Below are 13,217 nucleotides of genomic sequence, written 5' to 3'. Positions count from 1 at the left end.
TTTGACAAAATAAAAAAAACAGTTCATAAAGTGTTAACCCAGCACGAAACATATTACTCTATTTCTTTCTATGTCTTACCGTCCTAATTGAAGCTTTCGAGTAAAATTTGACAACCCCCTTCAGGAAAGCTGAAGGGGGCCTTAAATTCTTAGCACTATCATATATAACATCAAACTACCATTGTTGTATAAAGCGGTGAACATAATCCATTAGAAAGAAAATATATCGGTCTTAGGAGTACCACTTTAAAAGATCATATCTTAAAAAGCTTTAAATCCGTTGATACTTTTATTAACAACTAAATCAAGGATGGGCCCTACAGCAAAGCTTAAGAAAAGACGGAACCCTTCTGCTAAGACTAAAGCTACACCTATTCTAAGGAGAAGGCGACCCCAACGGGATGTGGAACGACGCAATATACCCTCATAATCCAAGGCCCCGGCAGCGCCCCAACCGAGCACCAGGCAAATTATAAAAAAGGCATAACTTAATCCCGTCGTTAAATCAAATATGGCCATGGCACTCCCCCCTTGCCACAATTTATGAGACAGCAAAGGGTTTTATTCTTTAAGCAGCATAATCTTTTACAGAAAACCTGAATGGTTCATGACCGTAAAGGTAGTCACCAAAACTCTTTAGATTACAGAATGTTGGAGAATACACCGTCCCTAGGCCTCTTTATAAAGGCGCGGAACTCTTTTGGAAACTCCACAAACCACTTCATAGCTAATAGTGCTCATCCAATCTGCCATTTCAGTCGCTGTTAAGTGTTCATTACCATCTTTACCAAGAATGGTCACCACATCTCCCACCTGAACATTTGGGATTTTTGTCACATCCAGCATAGTTTGATCCATACAGATCCGCCCTATTATCGTCGACCGTCTTCCCCGAATCAGCATTTCACCCTGATTGGACAGGGCTCTACGCAGCCCATCCGCATAACCCACCGGAACAGTAGCGACACGAGTAGGATAAGCCGCTTGAAAAGTGCGCCCATAGCTTACAGTTTCGCCAGTTTCAATGGTTTTCACATGGGATACTTTTGCTTTCCAGGACAAAACCGGCTGCAGACCGATGTTTTCACTGATCTGAGCAGATGGCTGAAGCCCATATAAACTAATCCCCAGGCGGACTACCTCAAAATGCGAATCCGGAAATTGGATAATCCCGGCACTATTTGCGGTATGGCGAATCGGAATAGTAAGTCCGGCGGCCTTAAGTTGATCATAAACTGTTTGAAAAGATTTTAGCTGTTTTTTAGCAAATGACAAATCCTTCTGATCTGCAGTAGCAAAATGGGTGAAAATTCCTTCTATAATAAGATTGGGCAATTCAGCGATCTTTAGAATCTCAGCAATCTCTGTCTCGCGAAATCCGATTCGTCCCATTCCTGTATCTACTTTTATATGCAATCTAACACTCCGCTTGAGTCTCACAGCTGCCTCGGAGAGTGCTTGAGCCTGATTCAATTGAAAAATCGTAGGGATAATATCTTCATTAATAAGAGTTTCTGAATCATTTTCCTCAGTTGCACCAATGACCATAACCGTCACCTCAGGAAATACGGCTTTGATTTCCAGAGCCTCTTCTAAGAGGGCAACACCAAAGCGCTTAGCACCACAGGCAATAAGAGTCTTCACCACGGGAAGCGCGCCATGGCCGTAAGCATCTGCTTTTACAATCGGCATTATTTCACTTTTTGTATATGACTGAAGCTTAAAGTAATTATCTTTAAGCGCTTGCAAGTCTACCTCAGCCCAAACCTGTCTCCCTCCCATAATCTTTATCCTCTCTTTCCCTCTAAACCCTTAAGTTCTAAAGCACGTCGAACTTTTGGGAGTTGATTTGCTACTTCGGAGGCCGTAAATCCTGACCAGCCAAATTCCGTAGCTAAGGCATCTGCCGCCTTTCCGTGTAAATACACTCCCAGACAAGCTGCCTCAAGGGGCGGAACCCCCTGAGCTAACCAAGCAAGAATACTCCCGGTAAGGACATCTCCTGTCCCACCGGTACCAAGTCCGGGATTCCCGGTTGGGTTAAAAAATGCACGCCCATCGGGGGAAGCTATAATGGTTACTGATCCCTTTAAAACCACTACAGCTTCCCACTCGACTGCTTTAGCGACAGCAATTTCCAGCCGGTTTCGCTCAATATCTTCGATGCTGCACTGACAAAGTCGTGCCATTTCACCCGGATGTGGCGTAAGTATTAACTCTCCTCGACCACTCCGCAAAGCTAACAAACTCGAATCCAATCCTATAAGATTGAGAGCATCGGCATCCAAGACTACCGGGCAGCTAATATTTTTTAGTATTTCTTCCAATACAGAAACAAAGTCAATGTTCTGAGAAAGCCCCGGGCCTACAGCTAGGGCTTTAGCCTTCTCAGCTTGTTTTAAGACCACGGGCCAAGCTTCTTCATTAAGAGAATCAGCGCCGGGTGCTGACCAGACCGTTGCCTCTGTGATACCGGCATCTACTTCTCTGGCTATTCCTAGAGGAGTAACGACTTGCAACAGCCCTATGCCGCTCCGTAAGGCACCTTGTCCTGCCAGCACCGCCGCCCCGCTCATCCCTTTAGAACCTGCCACTAGAATACCCTTGCCATGAGTTCCCTTATGCCCTTTAAGCTGCCGAATAGGAATTATATCACATACATCTGCATCCATTAGCACAAAGGTTGAAATCCCTTCTTCCATTAAGTAGGATTCCGGGATGGAAATAGGATCCACAACAACTCGACCACAATATTCGGGGCCTTCACCGAGAAAAAGCCCCCATTTTGGGAGTCCGAAGGTAACTGTCGTCTGAGCTCGGACTGCAGTTCGATATACTTTACCGGTATTAGCCTCAACACCACTAGGAATATCAATGGAAACCACCCACCCGGGAGAACAGTTTACTTCATCCACATATTCCTCAATCAAACTTGGCAAAGCTCCCCGCATTCCAATTCCAAACAAGGCATCTATAACGACATCGGCCTGGGCTAAAGCTAAGCGTGTCAAACGCCGTTGCTTCTCCCCTTCGACGACAAATAGTTTCCCGGTGGTACCTTGAAAAAGACGCAAATTTAACGCTGCATCTCCTCTAAATTCCTTTTGAGCAGCAAATAATAAGACAGTAACATCCATCCCTTGAAAAACCAAGTGCCGGGCAACCGCTAAACCATCCCCACCGTTATTTCCTTTTCCAACCAGGACTACCGCTTTTCGGCGGTTTAGACCTTCTTTGCCATTGGGGATATTGCGCCGAATTTCTTCGACCACTGCCCAGGCCGCATTTTCCATAAGGAGCAAACTTGGAATACCATAATGATAAATGGCTTTCTCTTCAATCTGCCGCATCTGTTCTGCATTGACCACACGCATTTTCCCCACCCCAATTTCTCTAAATCAGCTCAAGATTGCGAAGGCCATAGCCTGAGTACGATTATGTGATAGGCTTACTCGCACTTGAGATCCTCCTCTGGCACTTACGTGATTCATGGCTTTTGGACTAAGATATACTATTGGCTCTCCTTCTGGATTACTTATAATTTCTACATCATGCCAGGACAATCCCTGCAAGCCCGTGCCTAAAGTCTTTAAAACTGCCTCTTTTCCTGCAAAACGAGCTGCATAGCTTTGAATCCCTTTGCCCTGTAAGAACTCTTTTTCCCGGTTTGTGAAAAGGCGCTCAAATAACTTTGGTTGACGTTTCAAAGCTTGTGCTACTCGTTCAATTTCAATAATATCAATTCCAGGATACATATAAAAACTACTCCATCCAAATTATAGAATTGACCTTAATTTCTGTTGTCCTTCAGCTGAGCCTGCAGCCAATAAGACATCCTCTCCTCGAAGGACAAAACTAGCGTCAGGAGAAAACTGTTCCACCCCGTCGCGAACCACCGCAACAATCGTAGCCCCCGTTCGCTCTCGAATTTTCAATTCCTGTAGAGTCTTGCCGATAGCAGGAGATTCCTTCCCGATTTCGATTTCTCCAACATCTAACCACCGCGACATTAGGCGATCGGTATAACCCAGGAATTTATTTAAATGGCTTTCAATTTTAACATCAATTTCACGCCTTTGATCCATAAGCTTCTTAAGATCTTCAACAAAGACTTGAATTTCTCCTTTTTGATCAAAAGACTTAACAAACTTTTCAGCCAGAGCCTTTGAAGTTACAGTTATTCCCACACCCTGACTGACCACAACCACCCCAACATTTTGTAAAACTGCTATGGCCCGGCGTATGGTTTCCGGCGAAACATTATACCGCCCTGCTAATGTTGAACGGCCGTGAATTTTTACTCCCTCATGATATTCTCCCATCATGATTGCGTGAGCTATATCAATGGCAATTTCCTGATACCGAGCCTTTTCCAATCTATTCAACCCCTTACTCATTGGGCTATCAACCCTATAAATATCTTCCTATTATAACATAGCCAAATCTTGGTGACATCATGCTCTTGACAGGTAACAACCCTTATGGTAAGATAAGGTTGTTAGTTAAATAAATAATTAATCCAGTTGCTGAATTTCCAAAAGGAAAACGGGGGAACCAATTCTTGGGGTGAATCGCCTAATGGCGTAGAGCAGTTTTTCAGCTCGAACCCGACAGCTAACCTCGTAAGCGTTGAAAGACACGATATTCGTGATATTTGCGTTTATTTCTTTTGGGAGCCGACAAATTTGATTGGTTCTCTTTTTGTTTTCATCACACTTCTTAATGACTCTCGCACTAATGAAAGAACAGAAGGATACGCAGCATAATTCAGAAAACAAATAGAGGAGGGATATCTCATGGCTGTCGAACTCCAAGAACGTTCAGGTACCTTTCGACAATATGCGCTTAAGCGTGCGGATGAGCTCAAACAAATGATACTTCCATTTATAAATAATTCCCCAAAATTACCTACGGGATTTTTACTTTCAGACGCCTACGAATCCCGCCGGGCAAATATTTTAAGCTATTTCAACGCCACACTTGAAGACTGGAAAAATTGGCACTGGCAGATGGCTCACAGAATCACTGAGGCTCATGTCTTGAGCGGTCTTCTTCCCGGATTAACTATGGATCAATGTGAGGAAATTGAGCGGGTGGGAAAAACTTACCGTTGGGCAGTATCTCCTTATTATCTTAGTTTAATGAGTGATACTGATCCCCTAGATCCAATTAGGCTGCAAGGATTGCCCACTCTGCCTGAACTAGCCGAAGACTTTGGGGAAGATGATCCCATGGGCGAAGGAATTACCTCCCCCGCTCCCTGTATCACCAGACGTTATCCGGATCGTTTAATTATAAACGTCACTAATATGTGTGCTATGTACTGCAGACATTGCCAGCGCAGACGTAATATTGGCGAAAACGATACACATTCTCCTCGAACCCAACTTAAAGCAGCCCTGGATTATATACGTGCCAATCCCGAGATTCGTGATGTCCTAGTAACCGGCGGAGACGCCTTACTGCTTAACGACCTCACCCTGGACTGGCTGCTGGGAGAGCTCCATGCTATTCCTCACGTAGAGATCAAGCGCCTAGGCACAAGAGCACCCGTGACCTTGCCAATGCGCATAACGAATGAACTATGTTCAATACTCGCTAAATACCCACCCCTTTATATAAACACTCAGTTTAATCACCCCAAGGAAGTTACGAAAGACGCTAAAAAAGCGGCTGATAAACTAATTTCAGCCGGGGTAGTCTTAGGTAACCAGGCAGTATTACTCAAAGGGATTAATCACGAACCAGAGGTTATGAAAAAACTCAACCACGAATTACTCAAAATTAGGGTTCGTCCTTACTATATTTTCCACGCCAAAAATGTCAAGGGGACTCGTCACTTCGTTCCTCGAATTCAAGACGGGCTCAAGGTTATGGAACAGCTACGAGGATACACCTCAGGACTTGCAGTCCCAACTTATATTATAAATGCCCCTAAGGGCGGTGGCAAGACACCCATATTACCACAATACCTGGTATCCCTTGATGAACAGCACGCTGTTTTACGAACTTGGGAAGGAAAACTCGTCCATTACGAGACACCATAATTACAGTGAAAGGGGTGAGTGCAATATGGAACGTCTTAATAACGACCAAATAGCACAAAAGATTCTCGATGCAAATTCAGATATCAAACGCTACTTGAATTTAGCGCCTGGTGTTAAACTAACGCCGCCCCACCCGAAACCGGTAAACTCTTGCTATAATAACCCTATGTCTCAGGCCATGTTTCCACGGCCCAAACTTAAACCTTAAAATTGTTTAATCTTTCTCCTTCTCCATTAGCGACCTTTATGGGTCGCTATTTTCTTTTACCTCCTGCTCGGCTTTCTTCCCTTGCCAGGTATCCCGCCGCAATAACTCAGCATCAATGGCGTTGAGAACTTCCCATTTTTTACGACTCCAGAGTGGTCCAATGAGATCTTCTGGAGGGCCATCTCCGGTCAAACGGTGAATTACCATCTCAGAAGGCAAGATTTCCAGAATATCAACGACCAAGGTAACGTAGTCCTCTTTAGTCATCAGTTCAAAAGGCTCTCTTTGATAAATATCAGCTAAAGGAGTTCCTTTTAAGACATGTAAAAGATGGATTTTTATCCCTTGAATAGGCAAGCTGGCAACTGCTCGGGCAGTTTCCAGCATTTCAGTCCTTGATTCGCCAGGCAACCCTAAAATAATATGTGCGCAAACCGGTATTCCTCGTTGGCGTAATTCCTTAACTCCCTGTAGGAATTGCTCATAATTGTGTCCCCGACCGATCCATTTCATTGTGCGATCATGACTACTTTGCAAGCCTAGTTCTACCCATAAATAAGTACGCTGATTTAATTCTGCCAGGTAATCCAGCACATCTTCCGGTAAACAATCCGGCCTGGTAGAAATAGAAAGTCCCAGAACATTCTCTTCCGCCAAGGCTTCCTCATAGACCTCCCGTAATCGTTCAAGAGAGGCATAGGTATTAGTATAGGCTTGAAAATAGGCTATGTATTTTGCATTGGGCCATTTCTTCCTCATCCGTTCTCGTACTTCAATAAATTGTTCATGCAACGTCAACCTCTGATCTCCGGCAAAATCTCCGGAGCCGCGCTCGCTGCAATAGACGCACCCATTCCGACCTAGGGTTCCATCTCGGTTTGGGCAGGTAAATCCGGCATCTAAGGAAACCTTAAAGATCTTCTCTTGGAAACGATTACGTAAGTGCTCATTAAAAGTGTGGTACCTTTTTTTCTGCATTGTCATTCAGGCTTCAAGACCTCATCTTCTATAATAAAGGGTCAACTTTGTAAGATTCTGTTGATATAACCCATTTAAGTACATTTCTCTTTTGAGAGAATACCTTTGCTTCATAAATCAATTCTGTCGAATATAGGTTTTAGATTGATGAATAGATCAGGGAAAATCGATACTTTAACTTTATCGTCCTCTGTATATACATCCGGTCTGCCATACCTTTTATCTTCTTGCAATATAAATACATTGACAAGTTTTCCTTCTGGCTCTACAATCCAGTATTCTTTAACTCCTACCTTTTCATATTTATTAAATTTTATTAATCTGTCCATTTTAATTGATGAAGGAGATATTATTTCTACAATCATATCCGGAACTCCATTGTATCCCTTGTCATCAATTTTGGATCGATCGCAGACTATAGTAATATCTGGTTCAACTACATTTTTTATTTCCTCATTTGTCTTAACAGCATCCGTAATTAGTTTTACGCAAAACGGCGCATGGTAAACTTTACATGACTTATCTAAAAGATAACTGTAAAATTGGGCAAAAAGGCCTCCAGATATTTCTTGGTGAACTGGAGATGGGGCAGATTGCATATAGGCTATGCCATCTATGATCTCCCATCTCTCATCTTCTGACCAAGTTAAATAATCGGCAAAGGAATAATCCCCTTTTTCGTTTGGTAGCGGCATGTCATCGCCTCCCACTTTACCAGTCTTCTAGACTTCCACCCAATGTAAAGGTATTACTGCTACTTTGCTTCAGGTAGAAGTGCATCAATTCATCGTATCTCTAGGATAATATTACCACATGGATTGTTCTTTGCAAGATTGATTCCCTCTAAATAAGTATCTTAGAAGGGATTCCCTAACTTTTATAGAAGGATATAGCAGAAATGATAGCCCTAGGAGGTGCCCTATGAATAAATTGCAATTAGAAAAATTGCCTCTTCCAGCTCGAATCTCTTTAATGAATTCTCCTACCCCCCTTCAAAAAAGTCGCCTTACCTGGGGCAAGGATACCTTACATTGGAAGCGGGATGACCTGACACCCTTCGGCCTAGGAGGAAACAAACTGCGCAAATTAGAATTTTTATTGGCCGATGCTTTAAATCACAAGGCAGATCTCATTATCACATCCGGAGCACCGCAGTCCAATCACGCCCGACTCACTGCTGTGATTTCAGCAATGCTAAACCTCTCGTCCATAATAGTTATCTCAGGGGAGATGCCCTCCGAATGGGGCGGCAACCTCCTCTTAGATCGCTTAGCCGGCGCTGAAATCATCGCCTGCGGCGAGGAACCTCTTGCTGAAGCAGTAGAACGTATTTCTTCCGAAAGGAGCTCCCAAGGCCGCCATCCTTATATAATTCCCCTCGGTGGCTCAAATGCACTTGGATCCATGGGGTATTTCCTTGCTTTCTTCGAGCTTATGGAGCAAGCGAAAGAACAAGGCTGGACTCCAAAGACTCTTGTCTGCTCAGTTGGCAGTGCAGGGACTCTAGCAGGGTTAGTCGCCGCCAATGCCCTTTTTCCTCAACCTCTTCATCTCATAGGAGTCAACGTCATAGAGATTTCAGATCAATTATATTCTCGGGTCGAACAGCTGGCCTCTGAAATCTTGGATCTGCTCCAAACCCCTTGTTCTCTACCGCCTTTTGAGATTACATCCGACTTTATTGGAGCGGGGTATGGCTTACCCACTCCCCCGTCTTCTGAGGTCATAATTGAGTGTTTCCGAACTGATGGTATCCTCTTTGATCCCGTATATACTTCCAAAGGTGTAGCAGCAGTCAAAAACCTCATGCAGCAGAAAAGCAGAGAACTTCCGGAGGAGATTGTTTTTTGGCATACTGGAGGCGGGCCAGCCATCTTTGATCAACATTATTACACCGAACTTCTTAACTATACCTGATACAGCTCTAGTCTCTCTCCACTCGGCCCCCTGAAGAAGAAATTATATCGCCCTTCCCCTATCGGCGTGGGTTCAAAAGCATCCATTTCTACCTGATGATCTTTTAAGTGTTCAATTGCCTTGAATATGTCGGATACTTGAATAGCTAAGTGATTGACAACCCCGTCCTCAAATCGATAGCTCTCAATGACTTCCACAAGTTCTATTACTGTCCCCTCTAATTCTAAGAAAACCAATTGAACTTGGCCCGGTTTAATCCGTCTTAAGTATTTAAAGCCAAGCACCTCTTGGTAAAAATTAACGGCCTTCTCCAGATCCAAGGCCTTAATTCCTATGTGTTCTACCCCGGTAAAAAGAGATTCTTTTTCCATACTGCTCACCAACCTTTTCAATTTTGAAATACAAGTTGCCTCAACGATCTTCTTTGTCTAATCTCAGAGATTCGGCCTAATTTATTTTGCCCAAAATTATTGTTCTGTTCAACTCAGAAGTGGGCACTTAGTGCTAAGCATCTGCCGATTCTTCCTTATGGCCTGGATCTGTGGCCCCTTCCAGTTCCAAAAGCTTAGCTTTGACATTCAATCCCCCTGCATATCCTGTCAAACTTCCGTTCTTACCAATCACTCGATGACAGGGAACCACAATTCCAAGGGGATTTTGATTATTGGCCATGCCCACTGCCCTTGAACCTTTTGGGTTACCCACCTTTGCAGCTATATCTCCATAGCTGCGTGTCTCTCCATAGGGTATCCGCGACAGCTCTTCCCATACCTGAAGTTGAAAGGGGGTTCCTATCTGATGAAGGGGGATTGTAAACTCCTGCCTCTGTCCAGAGAAATACTCAGACAACTGACGAAAAACTACCGCATTAGGTTCTCGTTTCCTGATTAGAAACCCTTTCGGGAATCGGCGTGATGCCCAGACCCGTAAAGACTCTTCCTCTTTAGCAATCGGCTCGATTCCTAACCAACATAGTCCCTTAGCACTGGAAGCAGCTGTTATTTCAACCTCCAGGTCACTGATTGTCACCTTTTCTGACCAATAAGCAAGGGTTGGAACCTGCCAAAGTTCCTGAACGGAATAACTGGCAAATTTGCCGTCTTGATAGATTTCCAGCCTAGCTTGATCGTTTTTTAGACGTTGATCCAGTTCATCAGAAACCCTCCATTGCGGGCCCTGCTCACGATAAAGGGCAAAGTCATCATGAGGTTTCCTCAGTAATGAATAAATCAGCGCAGCCAACCCCCTAACGAAAGGTTCTTCATCCTCCAATAAGGGGCTTATGCGTTCCTCCAGAGGATCAACCAAGTGTGGCGCAGTTTGCGCTAATTGAACCAATCCCCATAAGGCCCCATCCTTTAAACTCTCATCAACCAGTAAACCGGAAAGCATCCAATTAAAATGCCCGCAAGTCTTCGGATTATAGGCTAAGAGGCTTCCAATGGCCTCCGATGCATTCCAAGCTGTCCCCCCTGATTCATCATTAAGCATCCAAAAATATCTCCTAACAAGCTCCACAGCAAAGGCGGGTTTAATCTTTTCGATTTCACGAACTAAAAATCCCAGCCCTTCTACAGCTCTCCAAAAGATAAGCCCATCTTTAACATAGATTCGGGTCATCAGCTGACGATAGACATTTCTATGTTCCCTAGCCCAAAGCTTAAGTGTATCCCAATCCCGGTTCTCTAAAACCTGTTCTACTTCTTTTTTGGTAGGCATTAGATACCCCTTCTCTCTTTATAATATTTCCTCTTTTATATCCCTTATTTTTATTAATTCTTTATTAAGAATAATCTTATCACAATTTCAGGAAAGTGTATATTAAAAAAAGCATTATTAGACTACTTATGAGGTAATAGTTATTTTCTAAAAAGAGTCTAGAAATCATATAAGCGGCCTCAAAAGGCCGCCTGCTTAAAATAAACTATGATTAGTCTCTAATTTCTTTGTACTTATCCCAATAAGCGGTTTCGGTTAACACTTCCCCACCAATACCCATATTACTGTATTCATGTTCATCCAGAGTTACAGTAAAAGCTGCCATTGGAATTCCTAAAGCTTGAGAAGCAGCCTGACTCATTCCATGAATAAGACTTCGTTTCTGATCAATAGTAAGAACCGGTCCATCAAAATTAATCATTGGCATATAACAAAGCACCTCCACAAATTTCATTTTTACTCTTGTATAAATTTCCCGATTAAGTTTAAAAAAATGTAAACCAGGGTTTATTAACAAAGGATTTATATTACCTTATTTGGTATAAATATCCTTTTATTTTATAATAGCATCTGGGGAATTAGCTCTCATCTATGGGCTTAATATTATAATTGGATGAGGGGTCTAAATCAAAGGGAAAAGGGACAGTCCTTTTAAAGCACATATAATGTGTTAAAAGGACCGTCCCCACAACACTACCACAACACTATTTCTTTGATCCGCAAACGGGACAGTTTTGCAGAGCTAATGGTACCTCAAGTCCACAGGCATCCATCAATTCGGCATTCACCAGAATTTCTGAAGTAACTCCATCAGCGGCAATCTCCCCATTTTTGATGACAATGGTTCTGTCACACATCTCGTAAATCATGTCCAGATCATGGCTGGTGACAATTTTTGTGTGCTTGAAGCTTCTCAGCAGCTCCATCACCCTCCGTCTGGATTTGGGATCCAGGGCCGCAGTCGGTTCATCCATCACTAAAATATCAGGCTGCATGGAAAGGACTGAAGCTATAGCGGCAGCTCGCTTTTCTCCGCCGGATAATTTAAAAGGCGCTCGATCCTTCAAGTGAAGTATCCCAACTACCTCTAAAGCATTAAGGACACGCTTCTCGACTTCCTTTTCGTTAAGCTTATAGTTCCGTGGTCCAAAAGCTACATCATCGTAGACGGTGTTCATAAACAGCTGGTCATCCGGATCCTGAAAGACCATTCCCAGCCTTTGCCGAATCATCGGCAAGGTCTTTTTGGTAACCTGAACATCTCCCACACAAACCTCACCCTGGTTTGGAAAGAGAACCCCCATAAGCAACATTAAAAGTGTCGATTTTCCTGCTCCATTGGCTCCTATGATTCCCACAGACTCGCCGTGATGAATGCTGAAGGACATTCCCTTAACGGCATTATGACCATCTGGATAATTGAAATGCAGATTCTTGGCCTCAAGTTTATGATGACTCATCTAATCACTCCTGTAAGCAATGAACCTATTAATAGGGGGATGTTATACATTCTCGCCAGCACAAAGAACGCAACCCAACCCCCTAAATAAGCCCAATCCCATCCACTAATTTTATTGATTTCCCCACTATGGTACTCCCCGGCAAAACCCCTTAAACACATGGCTTCGTAAATACGCTGTGCTCTGTCAAAGGTGCGCAAAAGCAGCTGACCGGCCAGGGAACCCCAAGCACTCCTATGTACACCTTTTTGTTTCGGTGCCCGCAGTGAGTAGGCTCTTAAGGTGCGAGCCACCTCCTCCATCAGCACGGAGATATAACGATAAGTTAAAAGAAGTTGGAGTACAAATATACGAGGTACTTTCAGAATTCTTAAGGCCCCGGCAAGTCGATCCATACCGGTAGTGGCAATGAGCAGCAACGCAGCTGTTACTGTTAGACCACTTTTTAACAAAATAGAAAGAAACGTAACCCATCCCCTGGAAAACTCTTTTCCAGCCAGCTCAAAGGTCTGCTGGTCAAAGACGGGGTTTAGTATTCCTATCCCAATAATAAAGGGAGAAACCAGCAAGATCCTTAACAGAATAGGCTTAAGGGGTAGTTCAGCTAAAGCCAAAACCATCACCGGGTAAAAGAACAAGGGCAGCAAGCCGGCAACCTCATACCGGCCAAAGGAGACAACCACAGTTAAATAACTAACTGTGGTTAACAATTTCACCAAAGGATGAAGCTTGTGGATCAAGGTTTCCTGCCGAGCCAGATCATCAAGCAAGCGCATGTTGTAGATTGAATCTGCGATGTTTGCCATATCAACTATCCTATCCTAATCTTATCAATTCTAAGACAACTACTTCTATACGTGGGTGTGCCTTAACTATGCTTAAGTGTGG

15 protein-coding genes and 1 riboswitch are annotated in these 13,217 nt (G+C 43.6%); of the genes, 3 read left to right on the top strand and 12 right to left on the bottom strand.

Annotation, left to right across the window (positions count from 1 at the left end; all coding sequences use genetic code 11):
* Nucleotides 1-261: 261 nt before the first annotated feature.
* The 5 genes from BLS16_RS02520 to BLS16_RS02500 all read right to left on the bottom strand — a co-directional run bounded on the left by BLS16_RS02520 (nucleotide 262) and on the right by BLS16_RS02500 (nucleotide 4,376).
* Nucleotides 262-519 (bottom strand): hypothetical protein, encoded by a 258-nt coding sequence (locus BLS16_RS02520; protein WP_092329428.1) that lies wholly within the window; start codon nucleotides 517-519, stop codon nucleotides 262-264.
* A gap of 150 nt (nucleotides 520-669) precedes the next feature.
* Nucleotides 670-1,782 (bottom strand): alanine racemase, encoded by a 1,113-nt coding sequence (gene alr / locus BLS16_RS02515; protein WP_176786045.1) that lies wholly within the window; start codon nucleotides 1,780-1,782, stop codon nucleotides 670-672.
* Nucleotides 1,783-1,787: 5 nt separating this feature from the next.
* Complete coding sequence (locus BLS16_RS02510; RefSeq protein ID WP_092329422.1) at nucleotides 1,788-3,374, bottom strand: NAD(P)H-hydrate dehydratase; 1,587 nt, start codon at nucleotides 3,372-3,374, stop codon at nucleotides 1,788-1,790.
* A 24-nt stretch (nucleotides 3,375-3,398) separates the two neighbouring features.
* Complete coding sequence (acpS, locus tag BLS16_RS02505) at nucleotides 3,399-3,755, bottom strand: holo-ACP synthase (protein ID WP_092329420.1); 357 nt, start codon at nucleotides 3,753-3,755, stop codon at nucleotides 3,399-3,401.
* A 21-nt stretch (nucleotides 3,756-3,776) separates the two neighbouring features.
* Nucleotides 3,777-4,376, bottom strand: coding sequence for a GntR family transcriptional regulator (locus BLS16_RS02500; RefSeq protein ID WP_092329417.1), 600 nt, complete (start codon nucleotides 4,374-4,376; stop codon nucleotides 3,777-3,779).
* Nucleotides 4,377-4,514: 138 nt separating this feature from the next.
* A riboswitch (cyclic di-AMP (ydaO/yuaA leader) is annotated at nucleotides 4,515-4,645 on the top strand.
* Between the two features lie 151 nt (nucleotides 4,646-4,796).
* Here BLS16_RS02500 and eam point away from each other — a divergent pair.
* Both eam and BLS16_RS02490 read left to right on the top strand, forming a co-directional pair.
* Nucleotides 4,797-6,047: a glutamate 2,3-aminomutase gene (gene eam, locus BLS16_RS02495; RefSeq protein WP_092329414.1), complete on the top strand. Its 1,251-nt coding sequence runs from the start codon at nucleotides 4,797-4,799 to the stop codon at nucleotides 6,045-6,047.
* A 25-nt stretch (nucleotides 6,048-6,072) separates the two neighbouring features.
* Nucleotides 6,073-6,255: a hypothetical protein gene (locus tag BLS16_RS02490; RefSeq protein WP_092329412.1), complete on the top strand. Its 183-nt coding sequence runs from the start codon at nucleotides 6,073-6,075 to the stop codon at nucleotides 6,253-6,255.
* 36 nt (nucleotides 6,256-6,291) lie between these two features.
* Here the strand turns inward: BLS16_RS02490 and mnmL are convergent, their stop codons facing one another.
* Complete coding sequence (mnmL, locus tag BLS16_RS02485) at nucleotides 6,292-7,233, bottom strand: tRNA modification radical SAM protein MnmL/YtqA (RefSeq protein ID WP_092329913.1); 942 nt, start codon at nucleotides 7,231-7,233, stop codon at nucleotides 6,292-6,294.
* Between the two features lie 110 nt (nucleotides 7,234-7,343).
* Complete coding sequence (locus BLS16_RS02480) at nucleotides 7,344-7,928, bottom strand: Uma2 family endonuclease (RefSeq protein WP_092329409.1); 585 nt, start codon at nucleotides 7,926-7,928, stop codon at nucleotides 7,344-7,346.
* 226 nt (nucleotides 7,929-8,154) lie between these two features.
* Between BLS16_RS02480 and BLS16_RS02475 the strand changes: the two genes are divergently transcribed.
* The gene (locus tag BLS16_RS02475; RefSeq protein WP_092329407.1) at nucleotides 8,155-9,150 is read left to right on the top strand and encodes a D-cysteine desulfhydrase family protein; all 996 of its coding nucleotides are present in this window, start codon (nucleotides 8,155-8,157) and stop codon (nucleotides 9,148-9,150) included.
* On the opposite strand, the gene BLS16_RS02470 is transcribed toward BLS16_RS02475, so the two are convergent.
* The 5 genes from BLS16_RS02470 to cbiQ form a co-directional block, all read right to left on the bottom strand.
* Entirely contained in the window at nucleotides 9,141-9,521 is a 381-nt protein-coding gene (locus BLS16_RS02470; RefSeq protein ID WP_092329404.1) for a VOC family protein, read from the bottom strand. The two genes, BLS16_RS02475 and BLS16_RS02470, sit on opposite strands and share 10 nt — an antisense overlap.
* Before the next feature lie 133 nt (nucleotides 9,522-9,654).
* Complete coding sequence (locus tag BLS16_RS02465; protein WP_092329402.1) at nucleotides 9,655-10,869, bottom strand: DVU0298 family protein; 1,215 nt, start codon at nucleotides 10,867-10,869, stop codon at nucleotides 9,655-9,657.
* 211 nt (nucleotides 10,870-11,080) lie between these two features.
* Nucleotides 11,081-11,296, bottom strand: coding sequence for a tautomerase family protein (locus BLS16_RS02460; RefSeq protein WP_014901563.1), 216 nt, complete (start codon nucleotides 11,294-11,296; stop codon nucleotides 11,081-11,083).
* 277 nt (nucleotides 11,297-11,573) lie between these two features.
* Complete coding sequence (locus BLS16_RS02455; protein ID WP_092329399.1) at nucleotides 11,574-12,329, bottom strand: energy-coupling factor ABC transporter ATP-binding protein; 756 nt, start codon at nucleotides 12,327-12,329, stop codon at nucleotides 11,574-11,576.
* Nucleotides 12,326-13,135, bottom strand: coding sequence for a cobalt ECF transporter T component CbiQ (gene cbiQ / locus BLS16_RS02450; RefSeq protein WP_092329397.1), 810 nt, complete (start codon nucleotides 13,133-13,135; stop codon nucleotides 12,326-12,328). The genes BLS16_RS02455 and cbiQ overlap by 4 nt, the downstream gene beginning before the upstream one ends.
* Nucleotides 13,136-13,217: the final 82 nt, after the last annotated feature.

It is taken from the genome of Desulfosporosinus hippei DSM 8344 (assembly GCF_900100785.1).
Taxonomy (GTDB): Bacteria; Bacillota; Desulfitobacteriia; order Desulfitobacteriales; family Desulfitobacteriaceae; genus Desulfosporosinus; species Desulfosporosinus hippei.
Note: the sequence above shows the minus strand (reverse complement) of the source record. Positions and strands in the feature narration are given on the sequence as shown.

Excerpts from the sequence above, each read along its gene's own strand:
- eam (WP_092329414.1), top strand. The coding sequence starts at position 4,797 with ATGGCTGTCGAACTCCAAGAACGTTCAGGTACCTTTCGACAATATGCG.
- BLS16_RS02480 (WP_092329409.1), bottom strand. The coding sequence starts at position 7,928 with ATGCCGCTACCAAACGAAAAAGGGGATTATTCCTTTGCCGATTATTTA.
- BLS16_RS02460 (WP_014901563.1), bottom strand. The coding sequence starts at position 11,296 with ATGCCAATGATTAATTTTGATGGACCGGTTCTTACTATTGATCAGAAA.
- acpS (WP_092329420.1), bottom strand. The coding sequence starts at position 3,755 with ATGTATCCTGGAATTGATATTATTGAAATTGAACGAGTAGCACAAGCT.
- BLS16_RS02465 (WP_092329402.1), bottom strand. The coding sequence starts at position 10,869 with ATGCCTACCAAAAAAGAAGTAGAACAGGTTTTAGAGAACCGGGATTGG.
- BLS16_RS02475 (WP_092329407.1), top strand. The coding sequence starts at position 8,155 with ATGAATAAATTGCAATTAGAAAAATTGCCTCTTCCAGCTCGAATCTCT.
- BLS16_RS02520 (WP_092329428.1), bottom strand. The coding sequence starts at position 519 with ATGGCCATATTTGATTTAACGACGGGATTAAGTTATGCCTTTTTTATA.
- alr (WP_176786045.1), bottom strand. The coding sequence starts at position 1,782 with ATGGGAGGGAGACAGGTTTGGGCTGAGGTAGACTTGCAAGCGCTTAAA.
- BLS16_RS02490 (WP_092329412.1), top strand. The coding sequence starts at position 6,073 with ATGGAACGTCTTAATAACGACCAAATAGCACAAAAGATTCTCGATGCA.
- cbiQ (WP_092329397.1), bottom strand. The coding sequence starts at position 13,135 with ATGGCAAACATCGCAGATTCAATCTACAACATGCGCTTGCTTGATGAT.
- BLS16_RS02470 (WP_092329404.1), bottom strand. The coding sequence starts at position 9,521 with ATGGAAAAAGAATCTCTTTTTACCGGGGTAGAACACATAGGAATTAAG.
- BLS16_RS02510 (WP_092329422.1), bottom strand. The coding sequence starts at position 3,374 with ATGCGTGTGGTCAATGCAGAACAGATGCGGCAGATTGAAGAGAAAGCC.
- BLS16_RS02455 (WP_092329399.1), bottom strand. The coding sequence starts at position 12,329 with ATGAGTCATCATAAACTTGAGGCCAAGAATCTGCATTTCAATTATCCA.
- mnmL (WP_092329913.1), bottom strand. The coding sequence starts at position 7,233 with ATGCAGAAAAAAAGGTACCACACTTTTAATGAGCACTTACGTAATCGT.